Annotated in this window: 11 protein-coding genes; 7 read left to right on the top strand and 4 right to left on the bottom strand. The window is 61.1% G+C overall.

All coding sequences use genetic code 11. The features are described 5' to 3' along the window. Positions 1-104: 104 nt before the first annotated feature. Positions 105-1,568: a protein adenylyltransferase SelO gene (gene selO, locus PCPL58_RS25990; RefSeq protein WP_065350794.1), complete on the bottom strand. Its 1,464-nt coding sequence runs from the start codon at positions 1,566-1,568 to the stop codon at positions 105-107. Between the two features lie 138 nt (positions 1,569-1,706). Further along, positions 1,707-2,372: a GntR family transcriptional regulator gene (locus PCPL58_RS25985; protein WP_005778794.1), complete on the bottom strand. Its 666-nt coding sequence runs from the start codon at positions 2,370-2,372 to the stop codon at positions 1,707-1,709. A gap of 253 nt (positions 2,373-2,625) precedes the next feature. Between PCPL58_RS25985 and PCPL58_RS25980 the strand changes: the two genes are divergently transcribed. Genes PCPL58_RS25980 through PCPL58_RS25960 form a run of 5 tightly spaced genes read left to right on the top strand, consistent with a single transcriptional unit; the run spans position 2,626 to position 8,779 of the window. Then, a complete protein-coding gene (locus PCPL58_RS25980) occupies positions 2,626-3,858 on the top strand; it encodes an NRAMP family divalent metal transporter (protein WP_065350793.1) in 1,233 nt (410 codons plus the stop codon). A 15-nt stretch (positions 3,859-3,873) separates the two neighbouring features. Further along, positions 3,874-4,638 (top strand): LamB/YcsF family protein, encoded by a 765-nt coding sequence (locus tag PCPL58_RS25975; RefSeq protein ID WP_003366163.1) that lies wholly within the window; start codon positions 3,874-3,876, stop codon positions 4,636-4,638. Between the two features lie 2 nt (positions 4,639-4,640). Continuing rightward, entirely contained in the window at positions 4,641-5,435 is a 795-nt protein-coding gene (locus tag PCPL58_RS25970) for a putative hydro-lyase (protein WP_003366165.1), read from the top strand. Between the two features lie 9 nt (positions 5,436-5,444). Continuing rightward, complete coding sequence (locus PCPL58_RS25965) at positions 5,445-7,049, top strand: 5-oxoprolinase subunit B/C family protein (protein WP_065350792.1); 1,605 nt, start codon at positions 5,445-5,447, stop codon at positions 7,047-7,049. Beyond that, positions 7,046-8,779, top strand: coding sequence for an acetyl/propionyl/methylcrotonyl-CoA carboxylase subunit alpha (locus PCPL58_RS25960; RefSeq protein ID WP_065350791.1), 1,734 nt, complete (start codon positions 7,046-7,048; stop codon positions 8,777-8,779). The genes PCPL58_RS25965 and PCPL58_RS25960 overlap by 4 nt, the downstream gene beginning before the upstream one ends. Before the next feature lie 50 nt (positions 8,780-8,829). Here the strand turns inward: PCPL58_RS25960 and mscK are convergent, their stop codons facing one another. After that, a complete protein-coding gene (gene mscK, locus PCPL58_RS25955; RefSeq protein WP_065350790.1) occupies positions 8,830-12,219 on the bottom strand; it encodes a mechanosensitive channel MscK in 3,390 nt (1,129 codons plus the stop codon). 38 nt (positions 12,220-12,257) lie between these two features. Further along, entirely contained in the window at positions 12,258-14,000 is a 1,743-nt protein-coding gene (locus tag PCPL58_RS25950) for a potassium/proton antiporter (protein ID WP_003432036.1), read from the bottom strand. Between the two features lie 249 nt (positions 14,001-14,249). On the opposite strand from PCPL58_RS25950, the gene PCPL58_RS25945 reads away from it, so the two are divergent. Next, positions 14,250-17,378, top strand: coding sequence for a dermonecrotic toxin domain-containing protein (locus PCPL58_RS25945; RefSeq protein ID WP_065350789.1), 3,129 nt, complete (start codon positions 14,250-14,252; stop codon positions 17,376-17,378). 103 nt (positions 17,379-17,481) lie between these two features. Beyond that, on the top strand, positions 17,482-20,103 hold the full coding sequence (locus PCPL58_RS25940) for a dermonecrotic toxin domain-containing protein (protein ID WP_065350788.1): 2,622 nt from the start codon (positions 17,482-17,484) through the stop codon (positions 20,101-20,103). Positions 20,104-20,116 lie beyond the last annotated feature (13 nt).

Genomic DNA, 20,116 nt, shown 5'->3' with positions numbered 1-20,116 from the left:
GAGGACGCGGAGCGTCCAGAACGGCATGCGACGCGGAGCGCCGCACGATAGTTGAGATTATCGTTCCTCACGCTCCAGCGTGGGCACGATAGAGGACAAACGCCTCACGACGAACAGCTGATTTCCAGGTGCTTGCCCCAGTCCGGCGGGCGTTGGGCGTAGCCTTGCATGCCGGGCTGTTCGGTGAAGGGTGTGCAGAGCACCTGATGCAGGCGGCGGACTTCTTCGTAGTCGCCTTTTTCCGCTGCGGCGATGGCGTTCTGCGCCAGGTAGTTGCGCAGGATGTACAGCGGATTGACCGTATGCATGCGGGTTTGACGCTCCTGCTCGGTGCCGTTGTCCTCGCCGGCAATACGCGTCTGATACGCTTCTGCCCAGGCATCGAAGCCCTTGATATCGACAAAGTCGTCACGCAACGTGCGCAACGCCTCGGCGGCTGGCTGGTCACCCAGGCGGCGGAAGAACAGGGTGTAATCCACGCCACTGTTCTGCATCAGCTTCAGCAACTGACTGACCAGTTGTTCGTCCTGCTCCTTGGCAACGGTCAGGCCCAGTCGGCGGCGCATCAGGTCCAGGTAGTGCGCCTGATACAGCGGCAGGAACAAACCGATGGCCTCGCGCAACGCTTCCACGCTGATGAACGGGGTCAGCGCCTGTGCCAGCGCGCTGAGGTTCCATTGCGCGATAGGCACCTGATTGCTGAAGGAGTAGCGACCTTCGTGATCGGAATGGTTGCAGATGAAGTGCTCATCGAAATCGTCCAGAAACGCGAACGGTCCGAAATCGAAGGTAATGCCCAGAATCGACATGTTGTCGGTGTTCATCACGCCATGACAGAAGCCGTAGGCCTGCCACTTGGCAATCAGCTCGGCGTTACGCTCGACGATTTCCCGGAACATCGCCAGATACGGCTCAGGCTGCTCCTGGCAGTGCGGGTAATGCATCGTCAGCACATGCTCGGCGAGGGTCTTCAACTGCTCTGGCTGTTTGGTGTAGAAAAAGTATTCCAGACTGCCGAAGCGCACATGGCTCTGCGCCAGACGCAGCACCATAGCTGCATGTTCCTGGGTTTCGCGCCACACCGGCGTGCTGGAGCTGACCACACACCCCGCGCGGCTGCTGGGGATGCCCAGCGCGTGCAGGGCTTCGGAGGCCAGAAACTCGCGGATCGACGAGCGCAGTACGGCGCGCCCGTCACCCATCCGTGAATACGGTGTGCGGCCTGCGCCCTTGAGGTGCAGGTCCCAGTGCTCGCCGGCGTCGTTGTACACCTCGCCTAGCAACAGCCCGCGACCGTCGCCCAGGCGCGGGTTGTAGGAGCCAAACTGATGCCCGGAATACACCATTGCCCGCGGCTCTGCCTCGGACCACAGCTTGTGGCCGCTGAAGATTTCCGCGAACAGCGGCAGATCGGCCTGTTCAGGCGCCAGGTCCAGCAGTGCCAGCGCTGACTGGCTGGCAACCACAAGCTGCGGCGCATCGATGGGTTCAGGCAGCACGGAAGTGGAGAACGCATCGCCCAGACGGGCAAAGCGGTTGTCGAAAGTGAGTTCGTCGAGTGCTTTCAAAGCGTATCGCCTCCAGAGGGGAATTTCAGGCTTTCAACGAAGCGGCGGCCTGCCTGGCTCGTCGGGCGTGTTGCAACGGTCAGAACCCGTAGACCGGGTCCCTGGGTGGTAGTTCTGGTGATCGGGCCTGCGCCCGGACTACCGGTTCCGGCTTCGCTCGAAGGCGGCCAGAATCGTTCGTTCCGATTGCACCAGATAATCCTCGAGCATGCGCGTCGCCTCATCGGTCTTGCCCGCGTCAAGGCGCCCGAGTACCGCTGCATTCATGTCCAGATAGGGCGAATGCAGCAGCTCCGGGTCGTTGAGCAGCCCGAAGGCCAGGCGCAACTCTGCTGATATCTGCGCATAAAACGCCGCCAGTCGCGGGCTGTCGGACAGCTCGACGATGGCCTTGTGAAACATCATGTTGGCGGTGCCCACGGCAATCCAGTCCTTGGCCTCACGCGCCTGCACGCCGGCCTCGACCGCATTGCGCATGTGCAGCACACCGGGATGCTGTGGATAAGCCTGGGCAATCGCCCCGCATTCGATGAAGCGCCGAATTCGGTAGATATCGATGATTGAAGCCATATCAGGCTTGGCCACGGTGACCCCTCGATTGGGTTCGTGGGTCAGCAGTCCTTCGCGGGTCAGCACTCTGAAGGCTTCTCTGAGGGTGTTACGGGAAATATCCAGACTCTCGGCCAGCGCGGCTTCCGAGAGGCGCTGACCGGGTACCAGCTCGCCCTCGACCAGCATTCTGCGAAGCTCAGTGGTGATCGATTCTCCGAGGGTGCGAGGGAGGGCAGAAGCAGCGTCGTTCATAAAGGGTCCAGAGAAAGAAAAGCCAGGTCGATATTCCACGACAGCTCATTGGCTGGCAAGGACGAAGGTCAGCAGATGCTTCATCAGGTAGCACATCTGAGTCCCCGCGTAACAACATGGTGCACATGGTTGATCCATATCACCTACATTGTTCAACAATATTATCTTTATGGATCTACAACTTGGCGCATTTGAATGACCTTTGGCATGGTCGTTGCTCTGGCAGAATACCCCTCATCTCAGGAATGCCGCCGTGACACAGACTGCCAATGAGTTCACCAAGGCGCGCCGCGCCTCTTTGATCGCCGCGATCTTCATGATGGCGACGTCTGCCATCGGTCCTGGTTTTCTGACCCAGACAGCCACGTTCACTGCGACTCTGGGAGCGGCGTTCGCCTTCGGCATTCTGGCCTCGATCCTGATCGACTTCGTGGTGCAGTTGAATGTCTGGCGCATCGTGACGCTGACCAGAATGCGCGCGGCCGATCTGGCCAACGCAGCGATCCCGGGCAGCGGTTATCTGCTCGCGGTACTGGTCATCTTCGGCGGCCTGGTGTTCAGTCTGGGCAACATCGCCGGTGCGGGCCTGGGCTTGAATGCGTTGACCGGTCTTGACCCCAAATGGGGGGGCGCCTTGAGCGCGCTGATCGCCATCGCGATTTTCTCATCGCCCCGTGCCGGCATTGCCATGGACCGCATCATGATGGTGCTGGGCACCCTGAAGGTCTGCCTGATCCTCTTCGCCGCCTTTGCCTCGCATCCGCCGCTGGGCGAAGCTCTGCGCCAGACGATCCTGCCGGACATGGTCGATTTCGCGGCCATCACCACCATTGTCGGCGGCACGGTCGGTGGCTATATCACTTACGCCGGTGCTCACCGCTTGCTGGATCGCGGCACCGTCGGGGTCGAGAACATCGATGTCGTGTCCAAGGCGGCGCTGACCGGTATTCTGGTCACCGGGGTTGTTCGTTACATACTGTTTCTGGCGATCCTCGGCGTGGTCGCCAGCGGCGTCGTCATCGATGTATCCGGCCAGGGCGCAAACCCTGCGGCCCAGGCGTTCACCGCTGCCGCTGGCAACTTCGGCCTGATCATGTTCGGCCTGGTGCTCTGGGCGGCCGGCATCAGCAGCGTGATCGGCGCGTCCTATACTTCGATGTCGTTCATCACGGTATTTTCCAAACGCATCACCGAGCGCGTGCGCAACCTGGCAACTGTCGGCTTTATCCTGATCACCGTGGTCGTATACGTTATGTGGGGCAAACCACCGGCCGCGCTGCTGGTCTTTGCCGGGGGCTTCAACGGTTTGATCCTGCCACTGGGCCTGAGCATTTTCATGTACGTCGGCTGGCGCCGGTCCGACATGATGGACGGCTACCACTACCCGCGCTGGCTATTGGTGCTGGGCGTGCTGACCTGTCTGCTGTCGTGGTACATGGCGTTCAAATCGGCGGGTGCCATCTTTGCCTTCATCAATGCAGCCTGATTTCGGAGAATAAAAATGCCTGCAATAGACCTCAACAGTGATCTCGGTGAAAGCTTCGGCGCCTGGAGCATGGGCGACGACGAGGCGATTCTCGATGTGGTCAGCAGCGCCAATGTGGCCTGCGGCTTCCATGCCGGTGACCCGGCCGGGATCCTGCGCACCCTCGAGGCCGCTGCGGCCCGGGGCGTTGCCATCGGCGCGCATGTGGCCTACCCGGACCTGGTAGGGTTTGGCCGCCGCAACATGGACATCCCGAGCGACCAACTGACCGCCGACGTCATTTATCAGATCGGCGCGCTTCAGGGCCTGGCCCGCAGCGCCGGGACCCGCGTGAGCTACGTCAAGCCTCACGGCGCGCTGTACAACACCATTGCCGGTGATCAGCGTCAGGCCGCGGCAGTCATTCAGGCGCTGCTGCGCATTGACCCCGCGTTGAAGCTGGTGTGCCTGGCTAATTCCCCGCTGCTCGACTGGGCACGCGACGCCGGGCTTTCCTGCGTCGCCGAAGCGTTCGCCGACCGCGCCTATACCGCTGAAGGCACGCTGGTCTCGCGCTCGCGGCCCGGTGCCGTGCTGCACGACGCCGAACTGATCGCCGAACGCATGCTGCGCCTGGTGCGCGAAGGCATCATCGAGGCTGAAGACGGCCGCGAAATCAGCCTGCAGGCCGATTCGATCTGCGTGCATGGCGACAGCCCGGGCGCGGTGAACATCGCCCGCATCCTGAAAAACCGTTTGCACGATGCAGGCGTCACTGTCCGCGCATTCAATCGAGGTTGATCATGAATTCACTGCAACTCGCCCGCGAGGCAGCCAGCGCCGCCCGTGCCCGTTATCGCCAGGGATTCGTCGCGCCGACCGCCGGCGAAGCGCCCGGTCTGACCCAGTGCAACATGATCACGCTGCCGCGTGAATGGGCGTATGACTTTCTGCTGTTCGCGCAGCGCAACCCGCAAGCCTGCCCGGTGCTGGATGTGACCGAGCCCGGCAGCCACACCACGCTGTTGGCCGAACAGGCTGATCTGCGCACCGACCTACCGCTGTACCGGGTCTGGCGCGATGGGCAACTGGCCGAAGAGCTGAGTGATGTGAGCCACATCTGGGCGCAGCACACTGATCTGGTCAGCTTTCTGATCGGCTGCAGTTTCACCTTCGAAACCGACCTGATGCACGCCGGCATCGATGTGCGCCACATCAGCGAAGGCTGCAATGTGCCGATGTACCGCAGCAACCGGATCTGCCGCCCGGCCGGCCGCCTGCAGGGCAACATGGTGGTGTCGATGCGCCCGATCGCGGCGGACCGGGTGGCCGAAGCGGCGCGCATCACCGGGCGCTATCCCGGTGTGCACGGCGCGCCGGTACACGTCGGCGAGCCTGGACTGCTCGGCATCGACGACCTGGCGAACCCTGATTTTGGTGATGCGGTGACGATCAGGCCCGGCGAGATTCCGGTGTTCTGGGCCTGCGGTGTGACCCCGCAGGCGGTTGTCATGGCGTCCCGTGTGCCGTTTGCGATTTCTCATGCGCCGGGCCACATGTTCATTACCGATATTCCGGACAGCTACTACCACGTATAGGAGAGGCTCATGCGTTTCTACCCGGCCAACCTGGATGCACTCCTGGTTGAACTGTCGAATCTGGACGAGACCCTGGCCCTGTTCGAATCGTTACAGCAGATGCCCATCGCTGGCGTGGAGGAAATCGTTCCGGCTGCCCGGACGTTGCTGGTGCATTTTCGACCAGCCGCCATCGGCTTCGAAGCCCTCGCCACACAGATCTCCTCGCGCGACATTCGTGGCAAGGCACGCGAGGCGGGCAAACTGATCGAAATACCTGTGCATTACAACGGCGAAGACCTGGCCGATGTCGCCCGCGAGCTGGGCATCAGCGTCGAGGAAGTGATCAAGCGCCACACCGGCAGCGACTACAACGTTGCGTTCTGCGGCTTTGCGCCCGGTTTTGCCTACCTCAGCGGCGGCGCCGGCTTCGTGGTGCCACGACGCAGCACGCCGCGCACGCGTATTCCGGCTGGCGCAGTGGCGCTGGCCGGTGGTTTCAGTGGCATTTATCCACAGGCCAGCCCCGGCGGCTGGCAGATCATCGGGGTGACCCCCTCAACCATGTGGGATCTGGGCCGCGACGAGCCTGCCTTGCTCCAGCCCGGCTACCGCGTGCGTTTCCAGGATGCCGGTCCGCTCCCGGAGACCCGTGTGCAGGTTGCCGCACCTGTCCGGCCGCAGGCGACGACAGTCAACGAGGACTATCTGCAGATCGTAACGCCAGGTCTGCAGACCCTGTTTCAGGACCTGGGGCGTCCAGGTCGGGCAGGGCAGGGTGTGTCCGCATCGGGCGCGCTGGATCGCGGCGCCTTGCGTGCTGCCAACCGTGCGGTGGGCAACGATCCGGCGACGGCGTGCCTGGAAATTCTCATGGGCGGGCTGACCTTCACCTGTCAGGGGCAGACTGTTGTGGCGATTACCGGGGCCCAGGTCAGCGTCGAGGTGCTGACCGCCGAAGGACAAAAGCTGCAGGCGCCGTTGTATGCACCGCTGGCCTTGCAGAGCGGCGATCAGGTGAGCATCGGTTCGCCCAGCGCCGGTCTGCGCAATTATCTGGCGGTTCGTGGCGGTTTCATTCATGAGCCGGTGCTTGGCAGCCTGTCCACTGACACGCTGGCCCAGGTTGGGCCCGCCGCGCTGGCAGCGGGTGACCGGCTGGGCTTCACGCGCAGAACTGGCGGCCTTTCAGTATCGACTGCCGAACAACCGGCCTTCGAAATGCCGCGTAGCGATGAGGTCATCACCCTGGATGTGGTCATGGGCCCGCGCAGTGACTGGTTCAGCGCCGAAGCCCAGCAACTGCTGGCGCAACAGACCTGGCGGGTCACGCCGCAATCCAACCGTATCGGTATTCGCCTGGCGGGCGAGCAATCGCTGCAACGTGCCGTCGATGGCGAGTTGCCCAGTGAGGGCACCACGGTCGGCGCCATTCAGGTGCCGCCCAGTGGCCAGCCGGTGCTGTTTCTGGCCGATCACCCGTTGACCGGCGGTTACCCGGTCATCGGCGCAGTCGCCACTTACCACCTCGACAAGGCCGGGCAGATTCCGGTCAATGCCCGCATTCGCTTCAATCCGCTGAGCGCCTTCGAGCCAGTGCGCCCCGCCACTTCAGACGAGACCAAAAACAGATGAAAAAGGTTCTGATTGCCAATCGTGGCGAAATTGCCGTTCGTATTGCCCGTGCCTGCCGTGATTATGGAGTCGCCTCGGTGGCGGTGTACGCCGATGCCGATATCGACGCGCTGCACGTTCGTCAGGCCGATGAAGCCTATGGGTTGCAGGGCGAGCGCCCGACCGACACCTACCTGAATATCGAAAAGCTACTGGCGGTTGCCGCTCGTGCCGGTGCCGACGCGGTTCACCCCGGCTACGGCTTTCTCTCGGAGCGCGCCGAATTCGCCCGCGCTGTGATCGATGCCGGTCTGATCTGGATCGGCCCCGATCCTGCGACCATCGACGCACTGGGTGACAAGGTCCAGGCCCGGCGTATAGCCCTGAAAGTCGGCGCACCGCTGGTGGCCGGTACTGAAGACCCGGTGAACGATGCCTCCGAGGTGGTCGCGTTTGCCGAGCAGCACGGCCTGCCGATTGCCATCAAGGCAGCCTTTGGCGGCGGTGGTCGCGGCCTGAAAGTCGCCTGGAAGCTCGATGAAGTCAGCGAGCTGTACGAGTCTGCGGTGCGTGAAGCGGTGACCGCGTTCGGTCGTGGCGAGTGCTTCGTCGAACGCTTTCTGGACCGCCCGAGGCACATTGAAGCGCAGATCATCGCCGACCGGCATGGCCGGGTGGTTGTGGTCGGCACCCGGGATTGCTCGTTGCAGCGTCGCAACCAGAAGCTGATCGAGGAAGCCCCGGCCCCTTACCTGACCGACGAGCTACGCCAGCGCATTCATGAGTCGGCCCGCGCGGTCTGCGCCGAAGCGGGCTATGTCGGTGCCGGTACAGTGGAGTTCCTGCTCAGCGGTGATGGAACCCTGTCGTTCCTGGAGGTCAACACGCGCTTGCAGGTCGAACACCCAGTGACGGAAGAAACCAGCGGTGTGGATCTGGTCATCGAACAACTTCGCGTCGCCGACGGCCTGCCGCTGTCGTTCGACGGTACACCTGTGCCGCGCGGCCACAGCTTTGAATTCCGCATCAATGCCGAAGACGCGTGCAACGGATTTCTGCCGACGCCGGGGTCTATCGCGGTATTCCAGCCGCCATCCGGCCCGGGCGTGCGCCTGGACACAGGCGTGACGGAAGGCTCACGGGTCTCACCGAACTTCGACTCGATGATCGCCAAGCTGATCGTCACCGGCGCAACCCGCGAGCAGGCCATCAGCCGCGCCCGCCGTGCGCTGGCCGAGTTCAAGGTGGAAGGCGTGGCTACCGTGTTGCCGTTCCATCGGGCGGTCATGGACCATGACGACTTCACCGCGGCCAATACCTTTGCCGTCCACACCCGCTGGATCGAAACCGACTTCGCCGAGCACGTCACCATCGCCCCGCGCAACGCAGAACCGGCCGACCCGGGCGTGCTGCGCACCTTCGTTGAAATCGACGGCAAACGCCACGAACTGGGCCTGCCTGCTGCGCTGCTGGCCGGCATGAGCCTGAACGCTGCCGCACCGGCTGACGCCAGCCAGCCAGCTGCCGACGCCCCGGACCCGCACGCAGTACTGACGCCGGTCGCGGGCAACCTGCATGCCTGGGCGGTTGAAGACGGTGCGACGGTAGAGAAGGGACAGGTGATCGCGATCATGGAGGCGATGAAGATGGAAACATCGATACTGGCACCGTGTGCCGGAACCGTGCAGATCAGCAAGGAGCCTGGGGGGTATCTGGAAGCGAAGGTGGTGATTGGGCGGGTTGAGGCCTGATTTGATTGCTGGTGGGTGTCGACCGCGGTCGACACCCACTGTCAGTCTTCTCAATCCAGCCGCAACTCCGGCGGCTCGGGCGCATCCTTGGTCGCCGGGGTTACGGTAGTGTTCACCGGCTGCAGGGTGGTTTTTCCGGTCGGCGCATCGCCTTTGTCGCTTGGCTCTGCGGGCACCAGTTTGTATTCCAGGCCCTGGGTGTTCTTGAGGTAGATCTCCATCTGGCGGAACGAGATGTTGATGTGCTGCTTCTTGAACTCGCGATTGATGAAGCGGTTGATCTCGTCGAGTACCGGGTTGCGGTCGCCCAGGTCGCGTACGTGCATGCGCAGTTCGTGGTCGAGGGTACTTTCGCCGAAGTTCAGGAAGTAGACGATCGGCTCTGGTTCCTTGAGCACCCGAGGGTTTTCCCGGGCGGCTTGCAGCAGCAGGGAGCGTACCAGGTCCAGGTCCGAGCCGTAATCCACGCCCAGCTTGAGGGTTACGCGGGTAACGGTGTCGGTCAGCGACCAGTTGATGAGCTGGCCGGTGATGAAAGTCTTGTTCGGGACGATGATGTCCTTGCGGTCGAAGTCGGTGATGGTCGTGGCACGGATGCGGATATTGCTGACCGTCCCCGACAGGGCGCCGATGGTGATGGTGTCGCCGATCCGCACCGGACGTTCGAAGAGGATCATGATGCCGGAGATGAAGTTGGCGAAGATTTCCTGCATGCCGAAGCCCAGACCCACCGACAGCGCTGCGACCAGCCACTGCAATTTGTCCCAGCTCACGCCCAGCGTCGACAGCGTGGTGACGAAGCCGACACCGGCGATGGTGTACGACAGCAGCGTGGTCGTCGCGTAGGCACTGCCCTGCGCGAGGTTCATGCGTGACAGCACCAGCACTTCCAGCAGGCCGGGCAGGTTGCCGGCGAGCACGAAGGTGATGACGATGATCACCCCAGCGCCGAGGAAGTCGCTCAGGCTGATCGGCACCATGCTCATGTTGGCACCGGTGCCGCTGGTGTATTCGTAGAGAATGATGTTATCGAGATAGGCGAACACAGTGATCAGCTCGGCCCAGACCAGGTACAGCGCGCCGACGAATCCGGCCAGCAGGGCCAGGCGAATCAGGCGCAGCGACTGCTGGTTGACCTGTTCGATGTCCAGCTTGGGTTCTTCGACCGGAATGTCGCTGTCGCCGTTTTCTCTGGCTGCCTGACGCTTGGCCAGCGCGCGCTGATAGGCCAGACGTCGGGCGGCCACGCTCAGGCCGCGGACGAACGTCGCCTCGACCATCAGCCAGATCATCATCAGGTACAGAGTGTCGATCAGACGGTCGCTGAGCTTGAGCGCGGTGTAGTAGTAGCCAAAGCAAACCGCCAGGAAGAGCGCGACCGGCAATGCCGTGAACACCACGCCGACGGTTTTGCGGAACAGTGAGGCATTGTGATGCGTGGGGCTTGAGATCAGCAGGCGACCGAGCAGCCAGGTCATCAGGGCGTAGCAGGTCAGGACTACGCCGATCCCCAGCACATCGTCGGCCAGTGCGGCAGGCTGGTGTTCAGCAACGGCCACCACCGCCACCAGGGCCAGAACGACCAGCCCCAGGCGTCGCACCCAGCCACGCAGGAATTCGACCTGCGCCGTTTCCCAGCGGAAGTGCAGTTGCGCAACACCTGACGGGGCGAGCACGCGATATGCGGTATAGAACACCAGCCAGGCGAGGGCGATCTGCAGCAAGGCCTCGCCGAGGTTGGCGTTTTGACCGCGGGCGTCGATCTGCAGCGCGTAGCCGCACAGCGCCAGCCCCAGCGCGACGGGCATGGCCAGCAGCACGTTGATCAGCAGTGCCAGTGGCGTCTTCCATTGGCTGTCACGTTTGAAGTGGCCGATGTCGGCATGCAGGCGATTAAGCTTCTGGTACAGCGCCTTGCGCCTCCAGGTCAGTATGCCGATCAACAGCAGCAAGGGCAGGAACAGCAGCGGTCGCTGGGTCAGGCCGTCTGACAGTTCGCTGAGGCTGGACGTCCACGGCAGGGTGGCGACCTGCTTTTGCAGGCGCGGCCAGATATTCTGAAACCATTCCACGTCCAGCGGCTTGTTGCTGGGGATCCAGAACATCTGCTCGTCGAGTGTGGCGCGCAGCCCCTGAGCGGTACTGGTCAGCTGCTTCTGGTTCAGCTGTAGCGTGATGGACTCGTTGAGCAACGCGCTCAGCTCGCGATTGAGGCGCTCAAGCAAGTCACTGCGAGTGATGGCCAGGTCCAGCAGCGTCCGGCGCAGTTGCGGGGTGACGTTTTCAGGCGGCTGGGTAGCCAGGAGCTTTTCGACGTAAGCGGTCGGCGTGCTCATCTGTTCGCGTTGCTGGTTGATGTCGAACTGATACAGACGGATGTTGGCGATTTCGTCGGCCAGCCCCTTGTCCAGCTCCAGATGCGGCAACGCCTGCTTCTGCTTGTAGAGAATCTTGGACAGCAGCAGGCTGCCGCTCAGCACGTTGATCTGCTCGCTGAGGGCTTGATCGGTCTGGGTCAGGTTGTCCAGTTGCTGCTTGGTCTTGAGGTTCTGCTGGGTCAGCTCGTTGAGGCGATCGGTGCCGCGCAACAGGTAGTCCGACAGTTTGAGGTTGGCGGCGCTTTCGGTCGCCAGCAGGCTGCTGCCACCGGACTTTTGCGCTTCCAGAGACAGATCGGCGACCGTTTTTTGCGACTGGGCACGACGCTTGTCGTTGATCAGGGTCTGCAGGTCCTGAATTTCCTGCTCCTGACGCGCCACCTTCTCGGTCAGCAAGTCGTGCTGGCTGTTGCCCAGGTCCTGCAACTGGCTGTTGCCGGCCAGTTCCTGACGGCGCAGCAGGTTGAGGGCGTTGATCGAGGCCAGTTCTGCATTGAGCAGGTTGCGCTGGTCGGCGCTCAGGGTCTTGCCGTTGTCCTTGCCATTCTTGAGGATGGCGTTGATCTGCTGAATGCGCGTCTGATTGGCGCTGATTTCAGTCTGGGCGCGCTCAGGCCGGGTCTGCGCGGTAATGGCCAGACTGTTGGCGTCGTTGAGTTCGCTCTGCAGATCACTCTGCTGGGTGCTGCGCTGACTGAGCAGTTGCTCCAGCTGCGGCACGTCGAGGCCGCCATAGCGCTGGGCCACGGGCACCACTTTGCTTTCTTTCAGGCGGGCCAGTTCACGCTGGTTTTCCGAAGTCTGTTTTGGCGCCTGGGCGAGCTGCTGTTTGAGCGCTTCGAGCTTCTGCTCGCTGTCCTGCTTGCTGTTCAGAAACGCCAGTGTCTGCTCGAGGACCTGCTGCAGTGCCTTTTGCTCGGCGTCAGGCAGCTTGCGGTCGGCAATCTTGTCGAGGCTTTGCTGAACAGCGTCGCTGCTGGGCGGGTCGGCGGCGAGCGCCGGGAAAGAAGACAGGCAGAGCGCAAACAGTGCGGCAGCACAAAAGGAACGCAGGGAAAACATAGACACCGATCGCATGATGATACGTGTGGGTTGGCAGTTTAAAGGAACAGTCCGGGGCCCGGGCGGGTTCCTTCGGGGAATTTGACGCCCACTTTCTGGATCTTGTTCCCGTCCATGACGGCAACGGTCCAAATAGTTCCATTCCATTCAACCTGGTCGCCCACCACCGGCTCGCCACGGTTCTTCTGCACGATGAACTGGCTGAGCGGCATTCCTGGGTCGATGCCGTCGAGTTTCAGGCCATAAAGGGCCGCCACTTCACCCAGCCTTGCGTCGCCTTCGAGCACGAAGTCGCCGAAGAAACGCAGGTCCAGCCCACGCTGCGGTGCCTGGCTGAACAATTTGCCGAGCGCCGGAAGGTCGTGTTCGTGGCCGATCACACACAGCAGATCACCCACTTCCAGTGTCGTACTGCCGGACGGATGGAGCAGTTGCTGGCCGCGGAACAGTGCCGCGATACGCGTGCCTTCCGGCATCTTCAGTTCGCGCAGTGCTGCACCGATGCACCACTTTTCGGCGCCCAGGCGGTAGACGAACAGCTCCCATTCGCTGGTGACGTGTACCTCCAGCGCGGCCCGGGAAATCGGTGCGGGATCAGGCGGAACCGTCACTTTCAGCAATTTGGCCATCCACGGCAGGCTGGTGCCTTGCAGCAACAGCGAAACCAGTACGATAAAGAACGCCAGGTTGAAGTACAGCTGCGCATTGGGCAGGCCGGCCATCAGCGGGAACACCGCGAGGATGATCGGTACCGCGCCGCGCAGGCCGACCCAGGCGATAAAGGCTTTTTCGCGGCCATGGAAGGCCTTGAACGGCAGCAGGCCGACCATCACCGACAGCGGGCGTGCCACCAGAATCATCCACAGCGCCAGGCCCAGCGCCGGAATCGCAATCGGCAGCAGATCGTGTGGCGTGACCAGCAGGCCCAGCACCAGAAACATGCCGATCTGCGCCAGCCAGGCCATGCCATCGAGCATATGCAGGATGCCGTGGCGGCTGCGAATCGGCCGGTTGCCGAGCACCAGACCGCACAGGTAGACCGCGAGAAAACCGCTGCCGTGGATGGCGTTGGTCAGGGCGAAGATCGCCAGGCCGCCAGCAATCACCAGAATTGGGTAGAGGCCGGCCGCCAGATTGATGCGGTTGACCAGTTGCAGCAGGATCCAGCCGCCGCCCAGGCCGATGAAGCTGCCGATACCGAATTCCTGGATCAGGTGCCCCAGCAGCCCCCAGTGCAACCCGGTCTGCCCGCTGGCGAGCATGCCGATCAGGGTAACGGTCAGGAACACCGCCATGGGGTCGTTGCTGCCCGACTCGATTTCGAGGCTGGCGGTAACACGCTCGTTCAAGCCTTTGCCGCCCAGCAGGGAGAACACCGCCGCGGCGTCTGTGGAGCCGACGATCGCGCCGATCAACAGGCCCTGAATGACGCTGAGATTGAACAGCCAGGCAGCCACCATGCCGGTCAGTACGGTGGTGATCAGCACGCCCACCGTTGCCAGCGACAAGGCAGGCCACAGCGCAACCCGGAAACTGGCCACCCGCGTTCGCAGCCCGCCATCGAGCAGGATCACCGCCAGCGCAAGGTTGCCGACCAGGTAAGCGGTCGCGTAGTTGTCGAAGATGATCCCGCCGCCATCCACGCCTGCCACCATGCCCACGGCGAGGATGATGACCAGAATAGGAATGCCGAGGCGCGACGAAAGAGAACTGACCAGGATGCTTGCGGCTACCAGCAACGCGCCGATCAGGAACAGGCTGTTGATGGTGGTGGCGTCCAAGGGCGGTACTCCGTAGAAACTGAATTGAAGCGAGAGGGGCGAAAACTGACCATGCAGTCCGCGTGCCAAGGGATTTAACCTGTTGAATTGCTTGGCTGTCAAAGAGCAATTTCGAGCGATTGACCCAGACCGGCATTCCCGGGCTCACGATTGGTTGCAGTCCAGCGGCTGACATATACCTATATACCGCAGACCAGGCCTTCTTGCTCCCTACTGTAGGCGCTCCAACCATCAAGCAGGTTTTTCATCATGGACGATGAGTTTGCAGCACATTACGACTTCGACGATGACAATAGGGATGGCGGTGATGACCCTGACGCAGAGTTCTGGGCGCGGGTGCGCGATGACTATTCGGTCAGCGATTACTTCCGCCTCAACCCGATCGCCCTGCAGTCACCTGCCGCCCTTGCTGCGCGGGATGTGGCCCAGGAATGCCAGTCGAGATGGGGTGTCGAGATTGATCCGGACGACACCCTGATCGTCACGCTGTATATCGAAGACCCGAAGCTCTATCCCGCCCCTCATCGCGCCAATGTCGCTCACTCGATGACGCTGACCGAGGCGCTGCTGCGCAACTGGCAGCAAAAGGGCAATGGCGACTGGTTTGATCACCTCGGGCATTTGCAGCCCCATCATGATGACGGTCTCGACTGTCAGATAGTGGATAAAAAACTGCCGCCCTATGACTGCGTCGCTTATGAAGCGGTGTACCGCAAATCCGATCCGCAGCATTACGATTCGACGACGCAACTTCGCCTGACTGCCGAGGCGTTCAAGCAGTACATCTGGGATCACAACCTGCAAGCCGGTTATCTCGCCTACCTGAATCAGTTCTGGCAGGCGCATGCCAAAGACTACAACCTGATGCTCAAGGCCGGTCTGTTCAGGGCGGCCTGGCTGCAAGCTGAGGAAAACACGCTCAAGGCCGAGCACAAGGACATGGTGCTGGAGGCGCTCGGGCTGCCCGCCGATCAGGGTTGGAAAGAGCTGAGCTTCGACGCTTTTGTCGCCGCGCCGATTTCCACTCGCGTGACGATTTCCGAATTGCAGGTGCATGGCTACAGCGCCGTGAACATCATGGTCATCCGCAGTGCCGATTCGCCAACCGTGCTGCTCTACATCCCCGGCAACTCGTCACCCATTCATACCTTCGCCAACGCCGATGCGCTCAAGGACTGGGTCGCGCTGATGTGCAAGGATCCAGGCAAGCGCCGGTCTTTAGAGGGGCATTTCAGTGCCACGGATGACGTCGATGGCTTTTTCTACAGTGGTGTTGCCACCGCCCTCCGAGGCTTCGCTGTCTACCCGAAGCTGCTGGACGCCGCGACCGGTGCGTGGAACCCGCGCAGACTGGTGCAGTTTGGCGAACCGCTGCAGCCCTGGCCGTTCTCGCACTTCAAGGATCGGGTCAAGGCAAAGTCCGAAACCGATGCGCTGCAAAAAATCCGCAACCACGACGACTACTGGAAAGAGGAAGTCAGCAGTGGCTTGAGCGAGTGTGTGTCTGTTCTGGGCGGCGTCGCCATCGTCTTTCCCGAGCTTATGCCCGTGATTGCGGGACTGTCTCTCGCGCTGGTGGGGCTTGGCGTCGATGCGGCAGTCAATGGTCGCACGATCGAAGAGCGCCAGGCCGGGCTTGGGCGGATTGCCTTTGGCGTTTTGAACGCGTTGCCGATCCTTGCCGAGGAGGGCACTGCGGTCGAGGCTGGCGCTGAAACCGGACTGATTGATGAGGCGCGAGGCGATTATGAGGTTTTCGACCCCTCAACAACCGATCCGGCTATAGAAGTCGGGCCGCTTCCGGTATTCAGGGAAGAGCCGCCTGCCTTGCGTTCGCTCAATGCCAAAATGCGCCGCCTGTTGCGCGCGCTGGAAGTGACTCAAGACCTGCCGGGACTGGCGTCGGGCGAAGTGACAGGTATCTATCCGCTGCAAGGCAAAAGTTACATCGAACTGCATGATCAGGCTTTTCGGGTCGAGTGGGTGCTACAGGAAAAACAGTACCGGATTCGCTCTGATTCTGATCCGCGTGTCTGGGGACCCTACGTGAAGACTATCGACACCGGCTATTGGGATCTTGACCTCAAGCTCGGGTTGCGTGGCGGGGAAAGCTTTGACGGCTCGCGATTGCCGCCGGCCAGTGAGGCAGAGAGCGCCGTGGTGGCGGTCGTGCCTGAAGAACCAGCCGTCGAGATTCAGCGCTGGGGCCCCAAGGTGCAGGTCGAGGTGCCACTGGATCAGATCATGGTCGAGGAAGTACTGAGCCAGGCAAAAGGGACGGTCGTAGAGAAGTACTTCATTCAGATCGGGGGGATCAGGAAGAACGTGTATTACGATGCCGATATTCCATGCTGGCGCACTGATCCGTCTTCAAACGGCCTGGTCTGGCTGGACCGCAACAGAGTCTGGAACAGCGGGTCGGAGGATGCATTTAGGAAGGTGGAGGCAAAACTGCCACAGAGCCGCCGCTTCGAGATCTTTTCTTTCCCCCGCGTGCCCAGGTTGCCTGCAGATGCCGAGCCCATCAGCCGTGTGATTCATCATATATGGCTGGGCGAACGCATGCCGGGCGATAACCTGCTGGAACGGATGCTCGACAACATACGCACCAGCCCGGACTTGCGCTTCGAACTGCACATCGATATCAACCACCCGACGGCGCATCAGCAATTGCTGGATTACTTCAGCGCACATCCACAGATACGGATTTCCAGGCTCAAGGAAGAAGCGTTCTTTCCCACGTTCCTGAGTGGTGAAAATGGCGAAGCCTTCAACTATTTCATGCACTCGGATAATCGTAATTATGCGGCCGCTTCGGACATTCTGCGTTATCGACTGATCAACGAATACGGCGGCATTTATCTTGATTGCGATGACACCATTGATGTCCCTTTTGCAGGCATTCCGTTGAAGGCCGGGCCCAATGATGTATTGCTGGGCAGGCGTCTGGATGCGCCGCAATTAAGTTACAACGGGCCGGGTAACAGCCATTTCGCCAGCCACCCGGACAACCCGGTCCTGAAGAGGATCCTGAAAGAAATAAATACGCGTTTCCAGAATGAAAAACAGACCAACAAGGCGTTTTTCAGTACACGCAGACCCTTCATCGACCACAGCAGCGAAGCCTTGCGTAGCGCCTCTAGAGACCGAATGACACCGTACATGACGCGCATTTCCGACCTGACCGGTCCCAAACTCATGTCAGACGTCTTGAGAAAGCTGCGACCTGACTATTTTGATCTGCTGGAGCGTTCCTATTTGCCGGTCGATGAGGTCTTGTCCGTGTTGTACATCGAACACCTGAACGAGGCCGTGGACTTTTATTTTCCATTCAAGGGCAGGGCGAAAATTTCCCCGGGCTCCGAGAGTGGTTGGTAGGGCTTCAGTGTTTGCAGCGTCAGGTGAGGGTGATAGATAGTTAGCGCCACCAACACGCTTATGAATGATTACGTGCATGACTTCTCTCTTACAGGAAGACGTCATGGCACCTAACCCCCTGGAAACATCCAAAACCGACCAGCAACTGCTGCGTGCACGTGCGCAGCAGTTCGTTCTCGATTATCCCGATCTTTACGATCTGGCCCATACCGCCGCCAGCAGGATCATTCTTCAGCACACCCAGCGAGTGTTCGCCCCGGAGCAGGTGTATTGGCATCGTTTCAGCAGTGCCAGCAGCAGTCCGCGCACGTTTACCGGCTGGCAGCATTCCGGAACGCCGGAGCAGTCGATGACCTTTATCGAGCTGCTCATGCGGCACTTCAGCGCCCACGATCAGGAAGCCAGCGACGAGCTTTCCTTGTATGGCGGTTTCTATACCGATGGCCCGGATCACGGGGTTTTCGACGAGCGCAATGAGGTGCCCATGCTCCCTCAGAATGTGCTCAAAGACATGTGGACGCTTGATTTCAGCGCGCAGTACACCCGCCGTATGGAGCGTTTCTGGAGCCTGCACAGCGAGAACTTTTGCACCCTGGTCAAGGCACGCTATCTGGTTGCCGCCAGTCACTGTCTGCGCAAGGGCCATCTTTCAGCCGACGATTTCAAGCACGTTACGTGCGTTATCACCGCAGACCCTTTGCAGACCCCTACGCTTAAGGCGTTGCAGAGCCCGCTTCCCTCAACCCCCGGTGTCACGGTACACACGCTGGATATCGATGGCATCAAGGCCCATGACATGTTGCGTATTGTCACCGCCGCTGGCCGAGAGATCATCTACTGGCCTGATGCCGAGCAGCCTTTCATGGCGTTCGACAGTGAGCGTGCGGTGTACCGCTGGCTCAAGACCCGGTTTATGGACGAGCACGCAGACAAGGCGATAACCCGCCAGTTTCTGCGTGGGGAGGCGTCGCGGACAAAGGACGGTGAGCGGTTCTTTCGTGCGGTGAGCCAGTTGCTCACGCATGATTGGCGTGCCGACGTTCGACTCGTCAATCTGGTGCAGGCACCTATTGCGGGCGACCCCTTCGTGTATCTGCGAGACGTCGCCCGTCAGGGAATGGCCGCCGATGCGCGTGAACTGCTGACCTCCAATGCTGATCTGCGCAAGCAGATGTGGATCGGCTACCTGGGTGCGTTCATGCAGGCGTTTGGCGGGCTCGCGCCGCTGGGTTGGCCGATCGCCTTGACGCTGGTTGGCGCAAGCCTCGCCAATACCGGTTTGAACATCGATCAGGCGCTCAATGGCAAAACCGTAGCACAGCGCAAGGCGGGCGTGCTGGGCGCGATCATCAACATCATTTATCTGCTGTTCAATCTGCCTCTTTTAATGTCCATACGTGCGGTCCCCCAGCCTGTGCCGGTGGCCGCAACCGAAGGCCAGCCGGTCTCCAGCGAGGTAATTGAAGGCAGCAGCGCGCCGGCCCATGCGCTGGACAATATGGAGGGTAACCTGCTGCTCGACAGCCTTACGCCTTCAGTTGCAGAGGGCCGGTTTCGTGGCATCTACACGCTGGGTAATGGCGAAACCTGGATCAAGCTTGCACAACTGCCTTATCGCGTGATGTTCAACGAATTGCAGCAGTGCTGGTTTATCGTCAACCCGGACAATCCTTTTGCGTTCGCAGGCAGCAAGCCGGTGCGCCTGAGTACCAGCGGGGAGTGGACGTTACTTGACTCGGCTGGTCTGCAGGGCGGAGCCCCGATGGATGTGCAGGTGCCGTCAAGCAGTACATCCGCCGCGACAGGCAAACCTTATGTGACCGTGCACTCGGCGTTTTGGGACACGTACCTGCAAACGGACCTGTTCAATGAGCAACACTATGCCGAAATGGCCTTGGCCCGGCAGAAAGACGTGATGACGATTTGGGAGCCAGGCCCTGAAGATGCGGCCATGTCGGATTCTTCACCCGAAGGCGATGAGGTGTACAAGGACCCTTGGCATGGCAAACATCGGGTTTTCAAGCTTGGTGAGGACGACTACTGCGGCAGAAATATCATGCTTTATACCCAGGACGATTCTGAATTCAATCGGTTCCTGCGTACGGGCGAGAGCAATAAGGCCAATCAGGTGCGACTCATCGAACGACTGGCCGAGGACATTCAGGTGGTGGGGTACAACAATGATGTCGAGTTGTACCGAGGCGGCAGCGGTGCTCGCGGGACTTCGGGTGCCGTGTTCCGTAGCGGTCAGATCAGGGTCGGTGATGTGCTGGTGAATACTGATGTCACCTCGTTCAGCGAAAATCCCTACGTGGTCAGCGCCTTCGCCAGCAGCCGGGCCGGTGCACCCGCTAACGCCATGATCGGGCCGGTAACCTTCGATGACACCTCGGTGGTCTTCGTTTTGCCCAAGGGCCGATACCTGCGGGCGACACCGATTGCGCCGTTTTCAGCCTCTCCCGAAGAGGCCGAATCGATCTTTTTGCCCGGCTGCTACTTTCAGATCGACAGCATCGAAGAGGTGAGCGGCGAGTTTTACCGCATTATGAAAATCCAGATGCAGGAGGTCGATCGCCCTCATCCGGGGCGCGGGCTTTACGACATGCGCACGGGCGAGCCCTTCAGTCGGGAGCAGTACGCGCGCAAGCTGGGCGCAGACGCCAGGGTACTGGTCGATCGTTTTTTTCCGCAAAACCCGCTGACTGACCTGTTTAGCCTTCATTGATCAAGCGTGCGCC

The sequence above is a fragment of the Pseudomonas cerasi genome, assembly GCF_900074915.1.
In the GTDB taxonomy this organism is placed as follows: Bacteria; Pseudomonadota; Gammaproteobacteria; order Pseudomonadales; family Pseudomonadaceae; genus Aquipseudomonas; species Aquipseudomonas cerasi.
This window is presented reverse-complemented; position numbering and strand designations above follow the sequence as displayed.